Genomic DNA, 19,298 nt, shown 5'->3' on the forward strand with positions numbered 1-19,298 from the left:
TTGCGGCCTGGCTGCTACAGGTTTTCCCTGGGGGCGGAAAAATCAACGCAACCCGCCAGCAGTTCGCGCATCGCCAGGATCAGCGGGCGTTCGTCACTGCGGCGCCACTGGACCGAATACAGCAAGGGAGCCAGCGGTTGCCGGTGCTCCAGGCGCGCAAGCGGTTGCCGATCGTTGGCGTGCAAGGCCCAGCCGCAGGGCAGGAAACCGACACCCAGGCCGCGCCGCAGCATGCCGGCCACGGCCGTCCAGTTGTTGCAGGACAGCCGCGTGACATGATGGATCTGCTGGCTCATCAGCCAATCGTCGAGAATACGCGTCGTGCCGGCGCCAGCGGGCAAGGTGATGAGCGGCAGTTCCTGCAGCAAGGCGGCCGGGTCGCGCTGCCTGGCTTTGCGGCCGGCCAGTAGCGCTGGCGCAGCCACCCATTCGAAATCCGCACGTCCGATGGGTTGGGACAGGATATCGCTGCGTGAAGAACGCCCTGCAATCACGGCCAGGTCCAGTTTGCCGGCGGCCAGCCGCTGTTCCAGTGGAGCGCCCATATCCACGTCCAGCGCGAGCTGCAAGGCGGGATGCAATGCCCGCACCTGTGCCGCGAAGTCCGGCAGCCAGCTCAGCGCCGACAGTTCTCCTGCGCCCAGTTCGAAGGTGCCGTTCAGGCTGGCGCCCTGGTTGCCGGCCGCCTGTTGCAGGGCCTGTGCGGCATCAAGCGCCGCCAGCGCCACGGGCAACAGGCGCTGGCCGTCATGCGTCAGCGTGGCGCGGTTGCCGCGCCTGTCGAATAACTGTACGCCCAGTGCGGCTTCCAGCTCGCTGATGCGCTTGGACAGCGACGACAGCGATAGATGCAAGCGTTGCGCCGCCGTGGCGAAGTTGGAGCAGGTCGCGGCGCGATAGAACGCTTCTATCTGCTTGAGGGTGGGGGGCATCATGGGCGTGCGTGGGGAGGATAAGTGGGTGTATTGGAACGCGGGCTGCCGACCGGGGTGAAACCGGGGCCAGGATGAAAGAAGGCTGGTGGCAACGGTTGGCGGGGGCAGGCAGGCATAGGGGTAAATACCAGGTTTGATGTGAGTGCCTGCGGCTTTTCGCCGAGGCATTCGGTAATCGGATCGGCTGCGCGGCCAGTAAAACCGCCACACCAGGCATTCATTGCCAGATTTTTGTTCGATTTTATTCAATCTAAGCCGGGTGTTTATTTCAATTTACCAAAGAAAGTGCCATTTCTAGAATGCGCCTCATCGTTGTATTCAAGGCGCAGCACCCATGTCTGTTTTTCAACCGAACGCAAAATCAAAGGCAAGCGAGCCCCGCAGACTGCGCGGCGTGCTGAACTTGCAGGATTTCGAGCGCCAGGCCCGGCGGCACTTACCCAGGCCGCTGTTCGAGTATGTCGCCGGTACCGTGGAGGATGGCCGCGCCGGACGCGACAACCAGCATGCCTTGCTGGAATACGGCCTGCTGCCACGCATTCTGACGGACGTGTCCGGACGCAGCCAGAAAGTCGAACTGTTCGGCCGCACCTATGACAGCCCCTTCGGTATTGCCCCCATGGGCCTGGCCGCGCTGACCGCCTACCGTGGCGACGTCGTGCTGGCCCGCGCTGCGCGTGCTGCGAATATTCCTGCAGTCCTGAGCGGCACTTCCGTCATTCCGCTGGAAACTGTCATGGAAGATGTGCCGGGGACCTGGTTCCAGGCCTATCTGCCCGGGGATTCCGAACGCATTGCCGCCTTGCTGGACCGTGTGGCGCGTACCGGATGCGATACGCTGGTCGTGACAGTGGATATCCCCGTCAATGCCAATCGCGAAAATAATATCCGCGCCGGTTTCTCCACGCCGCTCAAGCCCAGCTTGCGGCTGGCCTGGGATGGCCTGACGCGGCCTTCCTGGCTGTTCGGCACCTTTCTGCGTACGCTGGCGCGTCACGGCATGCCGCATTTTGAGAACTCTTTCGCGACGCGCGGCGCGCCCATCCTGTCGGCCACGGTGCTGCGGGATTTCACTGCCCGGGACCATCTCAACTGGCGCCATTTCGCTGAAATCCGCCGTCAATGGCACGGTAACCTGGTGATCAAGGGCATCTTGCATCCGGCCGACGCGAAGCTGGCCCGCGAGCATGGTGCGGATGCCGTCATCGTCTCCAACCACGGGGGCCGCCAGCTCGACGGTGCCATCTCGCCGTTGCGCTCCCTGCAGGCGGTCGTGGCTGCTGTGCCGGACCTGCCCGTTCTGGTTGACAGTGGTTTTCGGCGCGGTTCGGACGTGATGGTTGCGCTGGCGATGGGGGCACGCATGGTCTTTGTCGGACGCCCCTTCAATTACGCCGCCGCCATTGCCGGCGAAGCGGGCGTTGCCCATGGCATCAGGCTGTTGCGCGAGGAAATCGACCGCAACATGGGGATGCTGGGCATCAACCGTTGCGATGAACTGACTCCCGCGTGCCTGGTGCCGCGCACTATTTCCTGATCTTACCCACAGCGAGGACACTCCATGTCTAGCCATCCTCAAACCGAAACCGCAGCCCTGTGCCGCGCGCCGCTGGCGCAATTCGAAGCGCCTGCTTTCGATGTTCCTCCGGGCGCCGTCGATACGCACGCCCACGTCGTGGCCGACAGCGACGCCTATCCGATGGTGGCCAATCGCAGCTATACGCCGCCGCCGGCGCCTGAGCAGAAATATCTGGCGATGCTCGACAGCAACCACATGAGTCATGGCGTTCTGATTCAGATCAGTGTCTATGGCACCGACAACCGCTACATGCTGGAAGTGCTGCGGCGCAACCCCCAGCGCTTGCGCGGCATTGCCGTGGTCGACGCAGATATCAGCGATCGCGAACTGCTGGCCATGCACGAAGCCGGCGTGCGCGGCTTGCGCATCAATGTCCTGTTCGGCGGCGGCATCGGCTTTGAGGCCATGGAGCGGCTGGCGGCGCGCATTGCGCCGTTGGGCTGGCACATGCAATTCCTGATGGATGTGCGCGATTTGCCGGAATTGATGCCGCGCATGACACGCCTGCCCGTGCCAGGGGTGATCGACCACATGGGACATGCGCCGGTTTCGATGGGGCTGGATGCGCCGGGCTACCAGGCCATGCGCAGCCTGGTGGCGGACCATGGCTTCTGGGTCAAGCTCTCTGGCGCTTATCGCATCAGCGACGATTTCGAGGCGTTCCGCGATGTGCAGCCCCTGGCGCAGTCGCTCATCGAACTGGCGCCGGACCGCATGGTGTGGGGCAGCGACTGGCCGCACGTGGCGCGCGAGCAGATGCCCGATACCGGCAAGCTGCTGAACCTGTTGCCGCAATGGGCGCCGGACGCAACGACGCGCCGCCGCATCCTGGTCGACAACCCGGCCCGGCTCTACGGTTTTCCTGCCACGCCCGCCTGAAGGCGGCAGGCAGCATGGTGGCAAACAGATATCCATAAACAGGAGACAGAATCATGAGCTGGTATTCGGAACTTTCCCCCAAGGAACGGAAAACCTTTATTGCCGCGTTTGGCGGCTGGGCGCTGGATGCGCTGGATTTCATGGTGTTCACTTTCGTCATCACGACCTTGATCACCTTGTTCAATATCGACCGCACCCAGGCCGGGATGCTGGGCACGGTCACGCTGCTGTTCTCGGCGGTGGGCGGCTGGCTGGCTGGTATCCTGGCGGACCGCTACGGCAGGGTGCGCGTGCTGCAGGCGACTATCCTATGGTTCTCGCTGTGCACGGTATTGATCGGCTTTGCACAGAATTTCGAGCAGGTGTTCGTACTGCGGGCATTGCAGGGCCTGGGCTTCGGCGGGGAATGGGCAGTGGGTTCCGTGCTGATGGGCGAAATCGTCCGCACCCAATACCGTGGCCGCGCCGTGGGCACGGTGCAGAGCGGCTGGGCGATCGGCTGGGGCTTGGCGGCGCTTCTATATACGGTGGCTTTCAGCGTGCTGCCTGAAGACTGGGCCTGGCGTTCGCTGTTCTGGATCGGCGTGATTCCGGCGCTGCTGGTGCTGTACATCCGCCGTCACGTGCCCGAGCCTGAAATCTTCGAGCGCACCAAGAAAGAACAGGCCAGCCGTGGTGAGCGCAGTTCGCCGTGGAAGATATTTTCCCCGGCGCTGCTCAAGACCACGGTGCTGAGCGCCATTCTATGCACCGGCGTTCAGGGCGGCTATTACGCCGTGACCACCTGGTTGCCGACCTTCCTCAAGAGCGAACGGCAGTTGTCCGTGGTTGGTACCGGCGGCTACCTGATGGTCATCATCCTGGGGTCGTTCATCGGCTATATCGTGGGCGCCTACCTCACGGATCGCTTGGGGCGCCGGGCCAACCTGCTGATTTTTGCCGTGATCTCGTGCATCAGCGTCTATGCCTACACGCAGTTCCAGCTGAGCAACGAGCAGATGCTGTACCTGGGCTTCCCGCTGGGATTTGCGGCGTCGGGGATTTTCAGTGGCATGGGCGCCTATCTGACTGAGCTGTTCCCCTCGGATGTGCGGGCCACCGGGCAGGGCTTTGCCTACAATTTCGGCCGTGGCGTAGGGGCCTTGTTCCCTAGCCTGGTGGGCTACCTCTCCGGCGTGACGGGGTTGGGCATGGCGATCGGGATATTCGCAGGTACGGCCTATGCCGTCGTGTTGGTGACGGCTTTGCTGCTGCCTGAAACCAAGGGCCGGGAAATCGAGTAAGTTTTGCCTGCGGGCACCGGCAAACCTGCGGAACGCGCCGTTCAACAATTGGGTGAACGGCGCGTTTTCATGTGCCGGGGCATGGCGCCGGGCGGTGGTTTGTGTAAATCTGCAAAGGGTATACAATAACCCGTAAGCTAATTGCAGGAAGTTTGTCTGGCACAGACCCTGCGTTACTCCTAGGCGGCTTGCCGGGCTTACGCCCCAAGCCGCTTTTTGTTTGCCCGCGCACTTTGCGCAAGCGTATCCAGTTTTGGGAATTGCTGAAATATCATGATGGGCGATTGGTTGCTTCCGGAAGGGATTGCCGACACATTGCCGGCAGAAGCACGACGCATCGAAGAGTTGCGCCGCAAGCTGCTGGATCTCTACCGGGTTTATGGCTATGAGCTGGTGGCGCCGCCACTGGTCGAATACATAGATTCACTGTTGTCGGGTACCGGGCGGGACCTGAGCCTGCGTACTTTCAAGCTGGTGGACCAGCTGTCTGGCCGCACGCTTGGCATCCGGGCCGACATGACGCGCCAGGTGACGCGCATAGACGCACACCTGCTGAATCGCGATGCGGTCACGCGTCTGTGCTATTGCGGCTCGGTGTTGCATACCCGTCCCGCCGGCCTGTTGGCGCGGCGCGAACTGTTGCAGATCGGCGCCGAGCTGTACGGGCATGCCGGCGTCGAGGCCGACCTCGAAATCGTTCGCCTGGCGTTTGCCAGCGTGCGCGTGGCCGGGGTCGTGGATGCCCGCCTGGATCTCTATCACCCTGGGTTGGCGCAGTCCATCCTGGATGCCGATGCGGCCATCGCTCCGCATGCGGAAGCGGTTTTCACCCTGTTGCGCGACAAGGACATCCCCGGCCTGCGTGAGCTGGCGGCAGTTGTGCCTGGCGTGGCTGCGGCCACCTGGACGGCACTGGAGCGCCTGCCCAACCTCTATGGCGGCCTGGAAGTGCTGGACCAGGCACGCCAGTGCCTGCCCGCCTTGCCGGGTGTCACGGCGGCGCTGGACCAGCTGCAGACGACGGCGCAGGCCCTGGATGTTCCCTGCATCAGCATCGACCTGGCGGAAGTCGGGGGCTATGGTTATCACTCCGGCGTCACGTTCGCCATCTATGCGCAGGGCTGGCACGATGAAATCGTCCGTGGCGGCCGCTACGACAAGGTGGGCGAATCCGGTTTGCGGGCCCGGCCCGCGACAGGGTTCAGTCTGGACCTGCGCAAGCTGGCGGCGGGCCTGCAGCCGGCCCAGGCGTCCCCGGCGATCCGTGCGCCCTGGAGCACCGATCCGGTGCTGGAAAAAGTGGTGCACGAACTGCGCAGCCGGGGCGAAGTCGTGGTGCAGATGCTGCCCGGCCACGAGCACGAACAGGACGAGTTTTTCTGCGACAGAGAACTTTACGAACATGAAGGGGCCTGGAAGCTGCGCTCGCTGGAGCGTGCCTGAACGGGCATGCTGCCAGGGCGGGCGCTGCTGAGGCGCCGTTCCAGGGCTTTTTCCGGATTTGAATCTACTCTTTTCTCGAATACAGACATGGCTAAGAACGTAGTAGTTATCGGCACCCAGTGGGGTGATGAAGGCAAGGGCAAGATCGTCGACTGGCTGGCAGAATCGGCCCAGGGCGTGGTGCGTTTCCAGGGAGGCCACAATGCCGGCCACACGCTCTGGATCAACGGCAAGAAGACGGTGCTGCGCCTGATTCCCTCGGGCATCATGCATCCCGGCGTGACCTGCTATATCGGCAACGGCGTCGTCCTGTCGCCGCAGGCGCTGATGACCGAAGTTGCCGAACTGGAAGCCGCCGGCCTGGACGTGCGTTCGCGCCTGAAGATTTCCGAAGCCTGCACGCTGATCCTGCCGTACCACATTGCGGTTGACCAGGCTCGCGAAGCCCGCAAGGGCGAAGGCAAGATCGGCACGACCGGCCGTGGCATCGGCCCGGCCTACGAAGACAAGGTCGGCCGCCGCGCCCTGCGCGTGCAGGATCTGTACGACGAAGCCCAATTCGCCGCCAAGCTGGAAGAAGTCCTGGAGTACCACAACTTCGTGCTGACCCAGTACCTGGGCGGCGAAGCGGTCGATTTCAAGAAAGTGCTGGACGAGGCGCTGGCCTTCGCCCCGATCATCAAGCCCATGGTGGCCGATGTTTCCACGCTGCTGTTCGAGGCCCGCGAAGCCGGCCAGAACCTGCTGTTCGAAGGTGCACAAGGCGCGCTGCTGGACGTGGACCACGGTACCTACCCCTTTGTGACCAGCAGCAACTGCGTGGCGGGTGCTGCCTCGGCGGGTGCCGGTGTTGGCCCCCAGGCGCTGTCCTATGTGTTGGGCATCACCAAGGCCTATGCAACGCGCGTCGGCTCGGGCCCGTTCCCCACGGAACTGCATGACGATATCGGTTCGCACCTGGCCAAGGTCGGCAAGGAATTCGGCGCAGTGACGGGCCGTCCGCGCCGTTGCGGCTGGTTCGATGGCGCGGCGCTGAAGCGCTCGGTGCGTCTGAATGGGATCAGCGGCCTGTGCATCACCAAGCTGGATGTGCTCGATGGTCTCGAAGAGATCAAGATCGGCGTGGGCTACAACCTGGACGGCAAGTTCGTCGACGTGTTGCCCAGCGGCGCTGCAGCCGTGGCGCGTACCGAGCCGGTGTTCGAAACGCTGCCGGGCTGGACGGAATCCACGGTGGGCGTACAGTCCTTCGACGCACTGCCGGCCAATGCCCGCCGCTACCTGGAACGCATGGCGGAAGTCTGCGGCGTGCCCATCGCCATGGTCTCTACCGGTCCCGATCGCAACGAAACCATCCTGATGAAGCATCCTTTCAAGGATTGATGTCCGGTTTTTCGGCTGATTGCGCCTGGCATCAGCCGATCCGGAAAGACAGCAGACGCCGCTTGGCGTTATGATTTCTGCCGCAGCCATTTGGCTGCGGTTTTTTTATCGCCGGGCCATTTGTGCCAGGAAGGCAGCCTGTCCGTTCAGCGGACCTTCCTTCCTGGGACCAGCCTGGCATTTTTTGACGTTGCCGGGGGCCTGGATGGCCGTCTGGAACTCGCATGGAGTAATGAGTATGGCCCTTCCTGAAAACACTGATAGCGACCTGTGGGTAAGCTGGGAAGAATACAACCGTCTGATCGAACGCCTGTGCCTCAAGGTGTATGAGTCCGGCTGGGTATTCGACAAGATTCTGTGCCTGGCTCGTGGCGGCGTGCGTGTGGGGGATGTCATCTCGCGCATCTACGACGTACCCCTGGGTATTCTGGCCACCAGCAGCTATCGGGAAGCGGCCGGCACCCAGCAAGGTGAGCTGGATATTGCCCAATTCATCACCATCACGCGCGGCTCGCTGGATGGCAAGGTACTGCTGGTCGATGACATGGTCGATACCGGCCTGACCTTCAACCGTGTGCACGAGCATTTGCGCAAGCAATTCCCTGCCATCACGGAGCTGCGCACGGCCGTGCTGTGGTGGAAAGGCAGGGCGCAGGCCACGCCGGATTACTACGTGGATCGTCTGCCGACCAACCCCTGGATTCACCAGCCCTTCGAAGACTACGACAGCCTGCGTCCGCACCAGCTGGCTGCGTGGATGCAGAAAGGCGTGCATAACGACTGATCGAGCCGTTCGGCCCGATGATAAACAGGCCTGGCCGCAGCGCACATGCAAGCGCTGCGGCCAGGCCTGTTTTTTATTCCGCGTCCAGCAGATGCAGGCGCTTGTCGGTAAAGACACAGAGCACGCCGGCGTCGGTATGCATGATCTGGTGATCGAAGTCGCAATACAGGGCGGCGACTTGCAGCGGCAACTGTTGGTTGCCCCAGCTTTGGGGACGGAAATAGGCCAGTTCGCCGGGCTTGCAGGCTTTGGCCTCTTCGTCCGTGGAGTAGATGCAGGTATTGTTCTGCGAAATCTTGGAAGACTCTCCGCAGCCGGACAAAATGCTGACGGCAGCCAGGGCCAGCAGCATGGGGACAGTTCGTTTCATGGTCTCTGATCCGAGGGAATAAAAAGAAGCCGCACAAAGCGGCAGCCGGGATTATGGCATTCGGCCCATGAAGCCGCCAGCCGTGCGGGTGTGCGCTGGAAAAGCGTAACGCGCCGGGCGGTGCGGCAGCCTGCAGGCCGGGTCAAATGGTTACTGATGTGAACGGCTACAATGCCAATGGGTACTTACCGACATGGTGTGGTACCCGGCAGCAAACAGATACCCGTCGCATGAGCCCCAAGAAGAAAACTGTACCCCGCAAGAAAAACGTTGCATCAAGCACCAGCAGTAGCCGCAGCCGAGCCAGGGCGTCGGGAGGGCAGGCGGGGCGCTTCTTCCGGGCGTTGGGGGCCTCCGCGCTGGCATCGTTCCTGGCCGCCAGCTGTGCTCTGCATCCCGAACTGCGCGACAAGCTGTCGCTGGAACCCATTCTGTCCAGGATGGTGTGGCAGCAAGACGAGCCTGGCCATGTGACAGGACAGGCCCAGGTACAGACAAACTTTGCTGGCTGTCCGCAGTTCTTCCCGGAACGCAGGCCGCCGGTTGTACCTGCGCAGCCGGCTTTGCGCGAACTGTGCTTCAGCGCATTCGCCATCCTGCATGGTGGCCGGCAGAAAACGCCGGTGTTCGTTGCACAGCGTCTCAATCGCCAAATGCTGGCGCAAGGCCGAAGTATCGGGCGGACCGACAGGTTCTATGCGGAAGCGCGCCTGCCGGAGGCCGAACGCGCCACCCTGGCGGATTACCGTGGGTCGGGCTATTCGCGCGGCCACATGGCGCCGGCGGGCGACATGCACACGGCAGAAGCCATGGCGCAAAGCTTTTCGCTGGCCAATATGGTGCCGCAGAACCAGATCCATAATGGCGGCGCCTGGAATCGCATCGAACAGGACACCCGCAAATATGTGCAGCGCGCCAAAGGCGATGTCTACATCTTCACTGGTCCGGTGTATGAGAACGGCGTGGCAACTATAGGCGCGGGCCATGTTGCCGTTCCCAGTCATATCTACAAAGTCGTCTACGACGCCAGCAGCGGTCGTGCCTGGGTGCACTGGCATGCGAATCGTCCTGACACCAAGGCAGGGCCGCCCATCAGCTACGAGGAATTCGTACGCAGAACGGGGCTGGAACTTCTGCCACCGGGCGCGCTGCGTTGACGTCGCATCCGGCGGGGCCCTAGTGGAAGTGGGGGCAGTTTTTGGGGGATTGGGGAGGCAGAGAGGCTGGCGCTCAAGCGATGAAAAACTTCTCGGGTATGATGGAATCATCCTACATGCGGAGGTGAGCGATGTCCGAAGTCAAAAACAGCGCAATGGAATTGGCCCGGCTGCATGCAGCGGAGGCCCAGGTAGAAATCCAGGCTGCGGCCGTTTCTCCGACGCGACGCTCAGATGAACTGCGCATCGAGGCTGAAGTCGCCGCCAGGAATTTCCCCGGGCGAGAACAGGAATTCATGTCCGCCTACGATACCGAACTTGAAAATCAGATGGCCCAGGCCTCGCTCGAGGCCGCGAAAACAGGTGAAAAAGCTGGCGCTTGGATCAATATCGCCAGCCTGGCCGTAGCCATCATTGTTGCGGCCGTCTTGTTGTTCTATCTGGTATAGGGGCCGACAGAACACGGCATCCACTGGTGTGGCTGGTCTGTGCCCAGGATGCGTCCGGCGATTGTCGAGACAGCGGCTCGATGGACATGCCCGACGGCTGACTTGCCTTGGCGGAAAGTGAGTGGGGATGCCGAAATACGTGTATGGCAATGAAACTGCAACACTTCACCATCAACCGGGGCGGCCGGGACTTTGCCGTGGGCGACATCCATGGCTGTTACGCGAAACTGCAAGCGGTGCTGCTAAGCATAGGATTCGACTGCACGCGCGACCGGCTCTTTGCGGTCGGCGACCTGGTTGACCGCGGCCCTGAGAATGCTGCCGTGCTGGAGTGGCTGGCCCGACCCTGGTTCCATTCCGTCATGGGAAACCATGACAACATGGCATTGCGCTGGCCCAATGGGTGCATGCAGGAAGCCAACTACCGCGAAAATGGCGGCGCCTGGAACATAGACCAGCCGCGCGCAGCCCAGGAACGTATCGCGCAGGCCATGGCGGAGCTGCCTTTCGCCATCGAAATCGAAACATCGGCTGGATTGGTCGGGCTGGTACATGCCGACGTGCCGCGCAGCAGCTGGCAAGCCTTCACCGCCGCGTTACTGGGCGAGCACGGGACTGCCAAGGCGCGCAATGTCAGCAGCATGGCCATGTGGTCCCGTGAACGCATAGGCGCGAACAACATATCAGGTGTCGCGGGGGTACGCGCAGTCGTTGCAGGGCATACCCCGCTCACTGAACCGCTGGTACTGGGCAACGTCTATCACATCGACACCGGCGCGGTCTTCGGACGGGAATTCACCATCCTGAATCTTGAAACGCTGGAATTCGTGCGATGCCCAGTCGTCCCATTGACGCGATAGACAGGGATGGCGCGACAAACATGTTGCGATGTACGCCGCGACGGGGGAATGTCAAAAAATCCCCACGCAGAAAACAAAAAAGGCCTACGCTGATTGCGTAAGCCTTTGATTTGTCTGGAGGCGCAAGCCGGAATCGAACCGACGTACACGGATTTGCAATCGGTTCCGGTGAGCACCAATGTTCGACTATGTTAGCTAAAACAATGAGTTATCAAATTAGGTCGTGATCATTGATCGACTATATATGCCATTGCTGTCGACGTTTCGTCGTCAGTTTTATAGACGTAGCGCATTAAATTCGATACGAATTATGATCTTAGTTAAGAGGAAAATTCAATGCAGCCCAATGTCGGGCCGATATTAAGTTATATTTACGGATTCGGTATTAACAAAGCCCAAGCCTAATATCTGAATTTTCTTTGCGTCATCCCCTAAGTCTAATTTCCAGCGTCGCTCCATAAACGACAATAAGCGAATACCTCTTTCGACAATGTGGTGCGCTGTCCATTCAGACTCTTGTGCCACTTCTATTTCAGAATAGCACCCATAAAGATAGCCGGCTTTTTTGGCCTTGCTACCTTTCTTTTCATCAAAAGACCGATTACCTAAGGCTGAATTTTTTTGGCGAGATAAAGGAACTAAATTTCCAATAGAGTTCTTTAATACATTCCGTTCCTTTACGGAGTAGCATTTAAACCTTGCGTCCCACTGAGTTTTAGAACTCTTTTGTGGATATATGTGTTCTATGGTGACATAGTCCGATTCAAATTTCTCTTTTGAAAACTCTTCCCAATCTAACTTTGAACGATTACTCCTTGATGCAGCAAAAAGCTCCTGCTCATATTCAAATAGGAAATAGCGAACAGCACCCCATCCATAATAACCGCTATTTTTTCCAAATTTTTTCAAAGCATCTAGGAAATCTTTTGATTTTATGAATTTTTCGCAAATATCATGCATTGAGTTGCCGATAGCTGCAAGAGTTTTCTTTCCTGCGATATAGCGCGCAGCATCCTCCAAGAAATCAATGTCTCTAAAAAACCAACCGGAGAATGATTTAAAAAACAAAATTCGTTCTAGAGTCTCGAGAAAATTTACTCTCTCCTGAAGAGAGTTTTTGCTCTTGTAAAGAGAGACTACCATTACAGACGCGTCGTACACAGAAAATCTACGTATGCGTTCTAGCAATACTTTCTCATGGCTAGAGAACTTCCCGTTTCCAGGGTCTTGGGTTTGATAATATATTTGTACGGTTTTCTTTATATCTAAAGCATACTCGTGTATTTTCTCTGCTGACAGTTCAATGTTGACTTTATTGAATACTGTATCAGAGTCAATGTCAATTTCATCGGACTCAGTGCAAGAATCACTGCATTCAGACTTGTTAGCTTCATTGCCGTACAAATTTCTTACATTAAAAACGCTTTCAAGGAGGTAGTCCTTGTATCCATCATTGTGTCTGTATGCGTAAAGGCCTAGGCTGTTTGAGGCTTCAGCATAATCCGATTTTGGTAGATTGACATTAAAATATAGAATAAATTGTAAGAGAAGGAATTGGTCGTCAACAAGCCTGCGCTTAGGGTTCCTGCCGATGTAATGATAGGCGGATTTCCAGCACTCATTGATTGTTTTTCGAAGGCGAGACCTGTCGTGCTTGCTGTCCAAGTCTTCAGTGTTAAACTTGGTAGATAAATAAATAAGTCTGTTTTTTAAAAGTTCAAGGTGAGAAAGAGGCTTTCCTCTGTTGTTCATAGTCTCGAAGGTGACAAAAACGTCTATATCTTCAGAGATAGTGAAAACATTGAACAACATGTTTTGAGATACTTTCGTATAAACCTCCTCCAATTCAGCGAAGGACATGGCAGAAAGTTTCTCATCAAAAAAATCTCTGGCTGCCTGCAGATTGTATGTGTAAATGGTGTCTTCAGGGAGCTCATGATTATTTGACTGTTCTTTAAAAATTTTTGTTTTTAAAAATTCATAGCTTGGATTGTCTTTTTCATATCCAAAAACATATGATCGCGATATTCCGCCATCTCGCGTTTGAAATATAAATCGTTTCCTGACTTCGTCAACAGTGTCGTAGTTAAGGGTTTTTCCTTCTGGAGTATGATCCAAAATTGATTGAATAAGAATAATTGCAGTGGTGAGACGCTGCTGCCCATCCACAACGAAATATGGCTTAAAGTTTTTTGACTCTATTATCCACAGATCATCTTCCCATATTTTATAGATGGCAGGCGAAACTGCTTCCAATGTAAGAACGCCTGTGTAATGCTTCTGTCCAAACCCAAGTTGACCTAAATCATTCCAAAAATCCTTTAATTGCTTTGGTCCCCATGAGTAGCCACGCTGATAGTCAGGTATTCGATAGAGATACTCATTAAAAGCTTTTGAGAGTGATAGAAGCTCAGTTTGCATCGTTATACCTTATAAGTACATGTGCTCTTCAATTGGAAATATCTGAACAAATTATAGCTTCTGCTACACAAGAAAATGAAAGATCTTCAAATTGATGAAGCTTAAGCCTATGCAATGTTAACCAGAATACCCCTGCCGCTCGCCGCTAGGCAGGGTTGCAGGGCAAAGAGACCCTGCAACCCAACCAACAGCGTGTTTTGTCCGCTGAGTGTCAAGGATTCGCTTCGCCGGGTACTCACCCGGTCCCGGCAAGCCGGGCTGCGGCTTCCGTGCCCGTCCTTGACATGGCACACGCCGTCTGAGTAAGTTGCTCTGTTATGTTCTCACCGAAGAAAGACAATGCATGACACGTTTCGCCTGCACCGCTTCGACCTGAACACACAGGGACGAGACTTCGCAGTTGGCGACATTCACGGCTGTTTCAGCAAGCTGGATGCTGCGCTACGCAAGGTGCGTTTTTCACCGGCGAATGATCGGCTATTCGCGGTGGGTGATCTGGTAGACCGAGGGCCAGAGTCAGCCCTGGTGCTGGAATGGCTTGCTCAGCCTTGGTTCCATTCAGTCTGTGGCAATCACGACCTGATGACATGGCGCCGTGCGTTGGGTGATCCACTGTCAGACATTGACCATGCCGCACATGGTGGAGAATGGCTCGACAGCCTAGACGAGCTGATGCACCAGCGTATTGCACAAAGCCTGCGTGAACTGCCCTTGGCGATTGAAGTGGACACGGCAGATGGGCCAGTGGGCATAATTCATGCCGACTTCCCATATGACGACTGGCAGGCCGTATACGAGCGCCAATTCAGCACCGAGGACGAAGATACCTGCCTTTGGTCTATCGACCGCTACCGCACCGGATACAAGCAGCCTGTCCGCAGTGTTCGCGCCATCGTGCATGGTCACATGACCGTGAGCAAGATGGCGCAGTTGGGCAACGTTTTTTTCATCGACACCGGGGGATGGCGCGATGGCGGCAAGTTTACGCTGTTGAACTTGCAGACCTTGAAGGCCGTCAGTTAGAGCGGATGCTGGGCATCCCTTTGTTTTCCGAGCTGAACTCCTGCCGTACCTGCGCTTCTTTGGCATTCACGCAATTTACTGTGCTGTCCAGTTTTCCAGGATTGTTCACGCATTCTTCGATTTTCGCTGCGCGCTCAGTCGGGTTGTCAATGTAGTACTGCACATCATGCTCTTTCTCCGAGCTGCATGCTGACAGAACGGAGACGGCAGCAATGCCAACGAACAGTTTGAACTTCATGGTTCCTCCAAACAAAAACGGGGAAACCATAGCCCGGTCGTTAGAATCGTGCAACCCATGAATTGCTGTAGTTTGTAGCGTTGTATGTTGTATAGAGCGATACAACGCTACAGAGGCGAGATATTAGCGATTTCACGTACTCGTGCAGGGTCACAAACGTTAGGCTTGTCAGATCAATTCACGGCCTACAGGCGGCGCATCTAACCACTCTCGGTCTTCCTTTGTTGGAACGAGTGGGTAATCAGAAGCAACCAGCAGCTCATCCAAGGTGTACCGCCGCCGAGGCGTAGCTTGCGACTGGATGCCGCCCATATGCAGATCCAACGAATCTGCATGATGCTTGTTGCTGATTTGCCTAGCCTGCACTGCCGCATGGGTAGGCTGATGTGTTTTTTTTCTCATAGTTCATGAAGCCTATTAGCGATTTCACGTACTCAACCTACGACGGATCGCCCGGTACGCGTTGCACTTGAAGCACCAGCAAAATTTCACTGCTGGATTGTTCATACCCGGTAGTATGCAGGAAGCGTGGCAAGAAGCTTAAGCCGTCCCTTGTGTTGGTGTCCTTGCTCTCGGTCAGGCCGCCGAGCACGATCACATCGCCATCCTGCATGCCCACTTTCGTTTTCAGCTCCCGCTTGGTCAGCGTGGGCGAGTTGTTGACGCCGGTTGTCGTCTTCACGAAGTTGGAGAGCTGCTGCGTAATGTCCAGGTCGATGATGCTTTCCTTCACCACTGGCCGGATGTCGAAGATGACGCCAGAGCTGCGATACTCGACTGATTGTACGGCTTGCCCTGCGCCTTGTGGATACGATAAAGCACCAAGCACCGGCACATCCTGGCCGACCGAAAAGACGCCTTGCGATCCAGACTGAATGCGCAGCGCAGGCGATGACACTACCTTGAAGCGGCTGTCGCTCGACAGCATGGAATAGACCGCATCCAGGCTGGTGTTCTTGATCTGGATGAAGTTGCCTAGGTTCGTAGCCGTGGAACCAATGCCGATGCCGACATGACCACCTAGGAGGTTTGCCAGCAGGCCAAAGGCTGATCCTTGCCGGTCGGTGTTACTGACCTCATAGACCAGCCCACGCACAGCCACTTCCCCAATGCGCCTGTCCACCTGTGGCAGCAGCTCACGCAGGCGTTGGATTTCTTCTTCTGCACCGGCAAACACCAGCACATCGGAAGACTGGTCAATCAGCGATGCTGCCGACGAGATTGGTACGTCACCCTTGGGGCTGGCTTCCGGTGTAGCCCGGACGCTGCGATTGGTGACGAATGTTCCCTTGAATAGCGGTGACAGCGTGCGCGATAGGTAAGACACCGCGCGATACTGCGGCTGGTAGATGTAGATATGCTCGGCCTGGATCGGCGGTTCACCCTCGACACGCTTGCGCACGAAGTCCACACCGGATTTGCGCTCGACCATGTAGCCCAGGCTGTCCAGGAAGTACTGCATGAACAGCGACAGCTTGCCCTGGTTGTCCTTGTAGCGGAATGACACCAGCCGTTCGTCTTCGAGCACGTCCGGGGCTAGGACATAGGGCGTTGTCGTGGCCTCGCGGTAGATGAGTTGCACGACTTCGGAAATACTTGCCCCTTGCAGGTCGAGATTGACAGCTTTGGCGTGAGCGATGCCAGCCAAGGCCAGCGACAGAATGGATGCCAGGAGACGCAGTTTCATTTATTGTCCTTTGGAGGTGGGTTTGCTGCCGCTCCAGGCGGTGATGCGCTCGCCATCGACCTCACCGACCATGATGGCACCGCTGTTCTGGAAGTTGGAGGGATGTTCAAGCCGTATACGCCCTTCGTTGTCCTGGATGACGGCGTAGGCGGTCTTGCCTGTCTGCATGGTGCCGACCAGTCGCCAGGACCTGGACATGGCTTGCCGAGGTTGGGCGCGTGTTGCCGGCGTGGATGCGGGCAACGCTGAATTTGTCTTGGAATCAACGTAACCGGTTGATGTGGCTGAAATATCGGTTTTTGATGAGCTGCCAAAAAAAGCCAGCGAGTTATAAACGCCGAAGATCCCCACGCTTAGGAAAGACACGGCTTTAATCCACAACCAGGGATTTTTCAGGACGTTCTGGCGATCATCGACTTGCAGTTCCTTGCCTGCGCCGCCGGTATAGCTGCTGTAGAGCGGGAAGATTTGCGGGTCATACCGCTTGCTCTCGACAGCCACACGGCCTTTCTGCGTCAGCTTGTAGCCTTCCCACATTTCGACGCGATAGGTCTTGTTCAGGCCCAGCGTCTTGATTTTGGTGGTCTTGAAGGTGACTTCCACCACAACCTTGAGGATGCGGTGCAGATCGGAAATGTCCTGCACCATCAGCACCAGGTCGCAGCACACCTTGGTATCGGGATGGACGAAGTGGCGGTGCTCGCGGAAGAACACCTTGTGTTCGGCCAGCAGCTTGCAGTCCGTTCCCCAGAAGCGCCACGCTTCATCAATGCAGATGATGTCGCCGGGCAGGCAGAAGGTATCGACGTTCTCGCCGTAGGGCAGGAAGTCGGCTTTGCCTACGTCCTCATTCTTGCAATGCACGACCGATCCCAGGCATTCCGGTGCGATACCGTACTTGTCCTGGCAATAGGCACGGATTGCGTCACTGTCGATGCCATCCACGTTCGTGACCACGCGGCGGCCAGCCTTGACCGCAGGCACGATGACCGAGGACACGCATTCATAGCTTTTGCCTGATCCCATCAGGCCGGTGTAGGCATTGATGGGCATGGCTTATCCGATGATCGGCATGCGCCGGATGATGAAGCGCGTGGCATAGGCCGATACCACCATTGCAATGCCAGCTTGCATCTGGAACACGTCCAGGAAATACCAAGTGGCGGCACCGATGCCGGACAGCGCATCATCGACGGCCCCGGTTCCAGGCAGCAGTGCCACAATGAAGCCGACGAACTCCGAAGTGATGAAATACAGCGCGAAGAACAGCACGAACTTGACCAGAAGCGAACGAAACACCCAGGACAGAACGCTATTCAACGCAGAGAGCAGAATTCCGAACATGGCACCCTCACGCGGACAGGACGATGAACAGCGCGATCAGCGCCCAGGCCAGCAGCATGGCGGCCTGGATGATGGCTTTGTTGTCGTCGATCAGGATGCAGTGGGCATCGAGCACGTGTGTGCCGTACAGCTCGATGGTCGGGCGTGGGCATTCCCCTGCATGTGACGATGGCTTGTAGCCACGCAAGTCAGGCAGCATGTCCAGAATGGGCTGCACGATTTGCTGTGCTGTGGGGATGGCCTCCAATGCTGGCGCACCGATTCCGGGGTCTGGGCCAAGATTGGTGACTGGGTTTTCCGCGCCCGGATTGCTTGTATTGCTATTCGGAATGGCTGGCGTTGGGCGCGATGCCGTAGGGTTGGAAGGTAGCGCCCAAGGATTTGGCCTATCATTCGTGACAGGGTTTGGAGACACGAAATCCCTCACTGTAGGCGCAAGCTCTGGATTAGCTTGCAACCAAGGGGCAGCATCTTCTGCCGTCAAGGGATTGGATTGCGGGTATGGCAAACCGTCATAACCCGGTTCAGATGCAGCTTGCTGCCATGCGCGATTGGCAAGACCAGCGAGCAAAGCGGGATTCAATGGCTGTGCAAGTACTTCTTCGGGCAACGCTTCGATAGCCTCTTGCGGCGTCAAGCCGTCGCGGTCATCGACGACATTTTCAACGGGAAAACTATAGCCAGCGCATCCCAGTTCAGTCGCAAAAAAAGTACCTTTAGCGCACTGATTCGGAGGCCCGTTCATGTCGAGCACTGCGCCCTGCAATTCACAAAATATGTTTGTCGCTGAGTGTGCGCGACATTGAATGTTTGGGTCTGGCGTTTCCCCCAGAACAGATTTACGACTGAAATATGCCTGCTTCGCCATCGCATAGCCATCACCTCCCCATGCCTGATGCGACGTGTAGCGATCAGTCCAGACAGTCGCCCGCCATGCAGGAACCCCAGGGGTGATGCCTGATGAAGGGTCGCGCTCACCAGCCATATCGCTAGACTGGTCGATCAACCCATCATCGCGGAATATCCAGTTCACTAGTGCATCAAGGCCCAAGCTGACTGCATACGTGACAACGGCCCCGATTCCAGCAGCAATAGCCACAGTAGCCCACGCCGGAGCTGTTACTGCTCCCACTGTTACCGCTGCTGCAGCACCACCTATTGCAGCATTCGATAACCTAGGCCCTACTCTAGCCACCGTGTTCATGAAACGATGATCGTTTGCTGCAAAGCCACGACGCTGCATGCCTTGTTGCAATGTCCCCGATATGGCGCGTGTGACGCGCTCAGGCTCTGGCGTAGGCTTCGGGAGTGCTTGGGAAAAGACCGGCTGGAAGGAAATCAGCAGCCAGACAAAAAACACGATCATGAAGCGGCAGAGGCTCATTACTCCAATCCTTTGATCAACGCCCAAGCGCACGCGATGCCCCAGGCAAATATGACGAGATACCAAAGCTGGGTAATCA

At 57.4% G+C, this 19,298-nt stretch carries 18 protein-coding genes; 10 read left to right on the forward strand and 8 right to left on the reverse strand.

Annotated features, from left to right (window positions below):
• Positions 1 to 14 precede the first annotated feature (14 nt).
• Positions 15 to 935 carry a LysR family transcriptional regulator gene (locus tag EV679_RS12485; protein ID WP_068370662.1) on the reverse strand — a complete coding sequence of 307 codons (921 nt, stop codon included), beginning with the start codon at positions 933 to 935 and terminating at the stop codon, positions 15 to 17.
• A gap of 334 nt (positions 936 to 1,269) precedes the next feature.
• Between EV679_RS12485 and EV679_RS12490 the strand changes: the two genes are divergently transcribed.
• From EV679_RS12490 to EV679_RS12515, 6 genes are all read left to right on the forward strand, one after another.
• On the forward strand, positions 1,270 to 2,472 hold the full coding sequence (locus EV679_RS12490) for an alpha-hydroxy acid oxidase (RefSeq protein WP_068370669.1): 1,203 nt from the start codon (positions 1,270 to 1,272) through the stop codon (positions 2,470 to 2,472).
• Between the two features lie 24 nt (positions 2,473 to 2,496).
• The gene (locus tag EV679_RS12495) at positions 2,497 to 3,393 is read left to right on the forward strand and encodes an amidohydrolase family protein (RefSeq protein WP_127774565.1); all 897 of its coding nucleotides are present in this window, start codon (positions 2,497 to 2,499) and stop codon (positions 3,391 to 3,393) included.
• A 53-nt stretch (positions 3,394 to 3,446) separates the two neighbouring features.
• On the forward strand, positions 3,447 to 4,676 hold the full coding sequence (locus tag EV679_RS12500) for an MFS transporter (RefSeq protein WP_068370674.1): 1,230 nt from the start codon (positions 3,447 to 3,449) through the stop codon (positions 4,674 to 4,676).
• 276 nt (positions 4,677 to 4,952) lie between these two features.
• Entirely contained in the window at positions 4,953 to 6,119 is a 1,167-nt protein-coding gene (locus EV679_RS12505) for an ATP phosphoribosyltransferase regulatory subunit (RefSeq protein ID WP_068370677.1), read from the forward strand.
• A gap of 87 nt (positions 6,120 to 6,206) precedes the next feature.
• Entirely contained in the window at positions 6,207 to 7,502 is a 1,296-nt protein-coding gene (locus EV679_RS12510) for an adenylosuccinate synthase (RefSeq protein WP_068370681.1), read from the forward strand.
• A gap of 238 nt (positions 7,503 to 7,740) precedes the next feature.
• Positions 7,741 to 8,286 (forward strand): phosphoribosyltransferase, encoded by a 546-nt coding sequence (locus EV679_RS12515; RefSeq protein WP_068371034.1) that lies wholly within the window; start codon positions 7,741 to 7,743, stop codon positions 8,284 to 8,286.
• Positions 8,287 to 8,359: 73 nt separating this feature from the next.
• Here EV679_RS12515 and EV679_RS12520 read toward each other — a convergent pair whose 3' ends face one another.
• Positions 8,360 to 8,656 (reverse strand): hypothetical protein, encoded by a 297-nt coding sequence (locus tag EV679_RS12520; protein WP_068370683.1) that lies wholly within the window; start codon positions 8,654 to 8,656, stop codon positions 8,360 to 8,362.
• A gap of 230 nt (positions 8,657 to 8,886) precedes the next feature.
• Between EV679_RS12520 and EV679_RS12525 the strand changes: the two genes are divergently transcribed.
• From EV679_RS12525 to EV679_RS12535, 3 genes are all read left to right on the forward strand, one after another.
• The gene (locus tag EV679_RS12525) at positions 8,887 to 9,813 is read left to right on the forward strand and encodes a DNA/RNA non-specific endonuclease (protein ID WP_130487399.1); all 927 of its coding nucleotides are present in this window, start codon (positions 8,887 to 8,889) and stop codon (positions 9,811 to 9,813) included.
• A gap of 131 nt (positions 9,814 to 9,944) precedes the next feature.
• Entirely contained in the window at positions 9,945 to 10,262 is a 318-nt protein-coding gene (locus EV679_RS12530; RefSeq protein ID WP_068370689.1) for a hypothetical protein, read from the forward strand.
• A 149-nt stretch (positions 10,263 to 10,411) separates the two neighbouring features.
• The gene (locus tag EV679_RS12535; RefSeq protein WP_242611485.1) at positions 10,412 to 11,122 is read left to right on the forward strand and encodes a metallophosphoesterase; all 711 of its coding nucleotides are present in this window, start codon (positions 10,412 to 10,414) and stop codon (positions 11,120 to 11,122) included.
• A gap of 360 nt (positions 11,123 to 11,482) precedes the next feature.
• Here EV679_RS12535 and EV679_RS12540 read toward each other — a convergent pair whose 3' ends face one another.
• Complete coding sequence (locus EV679_RS12540) at positions 11,483 to 13,543, reverse strand: DUF262 domain-containing protein (RefSeq protein WP_130487400.1); 2,061 nt, start codon at positions 13,541 to 13,543, stop codon at positions 11,483 to 11,485.
• A 339-nt stretch (positions 13,544 to 13,882) separates the two neighbouring features.
• Between EV679_RS12540 and EV679_RS12545 the strand changes: the two genes are divergently transcribed.
• Positions 13,883 to 14,566, forward strand: a complete 684-nt coding sequence (locus EV679_RS12545; protein WP_130487401.1) for a metallophosphoesterase — start codon at positions 13,883 to 13,885, stop codon at positions 14,564 to 14,566.
• On the opposite strand, the gene EV679_RS12550 is transcribed toward EV679_RS12545, so the two are convergent.
• From EV679_RS12550 to EV679_RS12575, 5 genes are all read right to left on the reverse strand, one after another.
• The gene (locus EV679_RS12550; RefSeq protein WP_130487402.1) at positions 14,559 to 14,804 is read right to left on the reverse strand and encodes an EexN family lipoprotein; all 246 of its coding nucleotides are present in this window, start codon (positions 14,802 to 14,804) and stop codon (positions 14,559 to 14,561) included. The two genes, EV679_RS12545 and EV679_RS12550, sit on opposite strands and share 8 nt — an antisense overlap.
• A gap of 439 nt (positions 14,805 to 15,243) precedes the next feature.
• Positions 15,244 to 16,491, reverse strand: a complete 1,248-nt coding sequence (locus EV679_RS12560; protein ID WP_242611486.1) for a type II secretion system protein GspD — start codon at positions 16,489 to 16,491, stop codon at positions 15,244 to 15,246.
• Positions 16,492 to 17,544 carry a zonular occludens toxin domain-containing protein gene (locus tag EV679_RS12565; RefSeq protein ID WP_130487403.1) on the reverse strand — a complete coding sequence of 351 codons (1,053 nt, stop codon included), beginning with the start codon at positions 17,542 to 17,544 and terminating at the stop codon, positions 16,492 to 16,494.
• A gap of 3 nt (positions 17,545 to 17,547) precedes the next feature.
• Positions 17,548 to 17,835: a DUF2523 family protein gene (locus EV679_RS12570; RefSeq protein WP_130487404.1), complete on the reverse strand. Its 288-nt coding sequence runs from the start codon at positions 17,833 to 17,835 to the stop codon at positions 17,548 to 17,550.
• A gap of 7 nt (positions 17,836 to 17,842) precedes the next feature.
• Positions 17,843 to 19,219 carry a hypothetical protein gene (locus tag EV679_RS12575; protein ID WP_130487405.1) on the reverse strand — a complete coding sequence of 459 codons (1,377 nt, stop codon included), beginning with the start codon at positions 19,217 to 19,219 and terminating at the stop codon, positions 17,843 to 17,845.
• Positions 19,220 to 19,298: the final 79 nt, after the last annotated feature.

Origin of the sequence: Kerstersia gyiorum, from assembly GCF_004216755.1 — a bacterium.
Classification (GTDB): domain Bacteria; phylum Pseudomonadota; class Gammaproteobacteria; order Burkholderiales; family Burkholderiaceae_B; genus Kerstersia; species Kerstersia gyiorum.

Coding starts and splice junctions, on each gene's coding strand:
- EV679_RS12525 (WP_130487399.1), top strand. CDS start 8,887: ATGAGCCCCAAGAAGAAAACTGTACCCCGCAAGAAAAACGTTGCATCA.
- EV679_RS12510 (WP_068370681.1), top strand. CDS start 6,207: ATGGCTAAGAACGTAGTAGTTATCGGCACCCAGTGGGGTGATGAAGGC.
- EV679_RS12550 (WP_130487402.1), bottom strand. CDS start 14,804: ATGAAGTTCAAACTGTTCGTTGGCATTGCTGCCGTCTCCGTTCTGTCA.
- EV679_RS12520 (WP_068370683.1), bottom strand. CDS start 8,656: ATGAAACGAACTGTCCCCATGCTGCTGGCCCTGGCTGCCGTCAGCATT.
- EV679_RS12485 (WP_068370662.1), bottom strand. CDS start 935: ATGATGCCCCCCACCCTCAAGCAGATAGAAGCGTTCTATCGCGCCGCG.
- EV679_RS12540 (WP_130487400.1), bottom strand. CDS start 13,543: ATGCAAACTGAGCTTCTATCACTCTCAAAAGCTTTTAATGAGTATCTC.
- EV679_RS12530 (WP_068370689.1), top strand. CDS start 9,945: ATGTCCGAAGTCAAAAACAGCGCAATGGAATTGGCCCGGCTGCATGCA.
- EV679_RS12515 (WP_068371034.1), top strand. CDS start 7,741: ATGGCCCTTCCTGAAAACACTGATAGCGACCTGTGGGTAAGCTGGGAA.
- EV679_RS12560 (WP_242611486.1), bottom strand. CDS start 16,491: ATGAAACTGCGTCTCCTGGCATCCATTCTGTCGCTGGCCTTGGCTGGC.
- EV679_RS12505 (WP_068370677.1), top strand. CDS start 4,953: ATGGGCGATTGGTTGCTTCCGGAAGGGATTGCCGACACATTGCCGGCA.
- EV679_RS12535 (WP_242611485.1), top strand. CDS start 10,412: ATGAAACTGCAACACTTCACCATCAACCGGGGCGGCCGGGACTTTGCC.
- EV679_RS12495 (WP_127774565.1), top strand. CDS start 2,497: ATGTCTAGCCATCCTCAAACCGAAACCGCAGCCCTGTGCCGCGCGCCG.
- EV679_RS12545 (WP_130487401.1), top strand. CDS start 13,883: ATGCATGACACGTTTCGCCTGCACCGCTTCGACCTGAACACACAGGGA.
- EV679_RS12490 (WP_068370669.1), top strand. CDS start 1,270: ATGTCTGTTTTTCAACCGAACGCAAAATCAAAGGCAAGCGAGCCCCGC.
- EV679_RS12565 (WP_130487403.1), bottom strand. CDS start 17,544: ATGCCCATCAATGCCTACACCGGCCTGATGGGATCAGGCAAAAGCTAT.
- EV679_RS12570 (WP_130487404.1), bottom strand. CDS start 17,835: ATGTTCGGAATTCTGCTCTCTGCGTTGAATAGCGTTCTGTCCTGGGTG.
- EV679_RS12575 (WP_130487405.1), bottom strand. CDS start 19,219: ATGAGCCTCTGCCGCTTCATGATCGTGTTTTTTGTCTGGCTGCTGATT.
- EV679_RS12500 (WP_068370674.1), top strand. CDS start 3,447: ATGAGCTGGTATTCGGAACTTTCCCCCAAGGAACGGAAAACCTTTATT.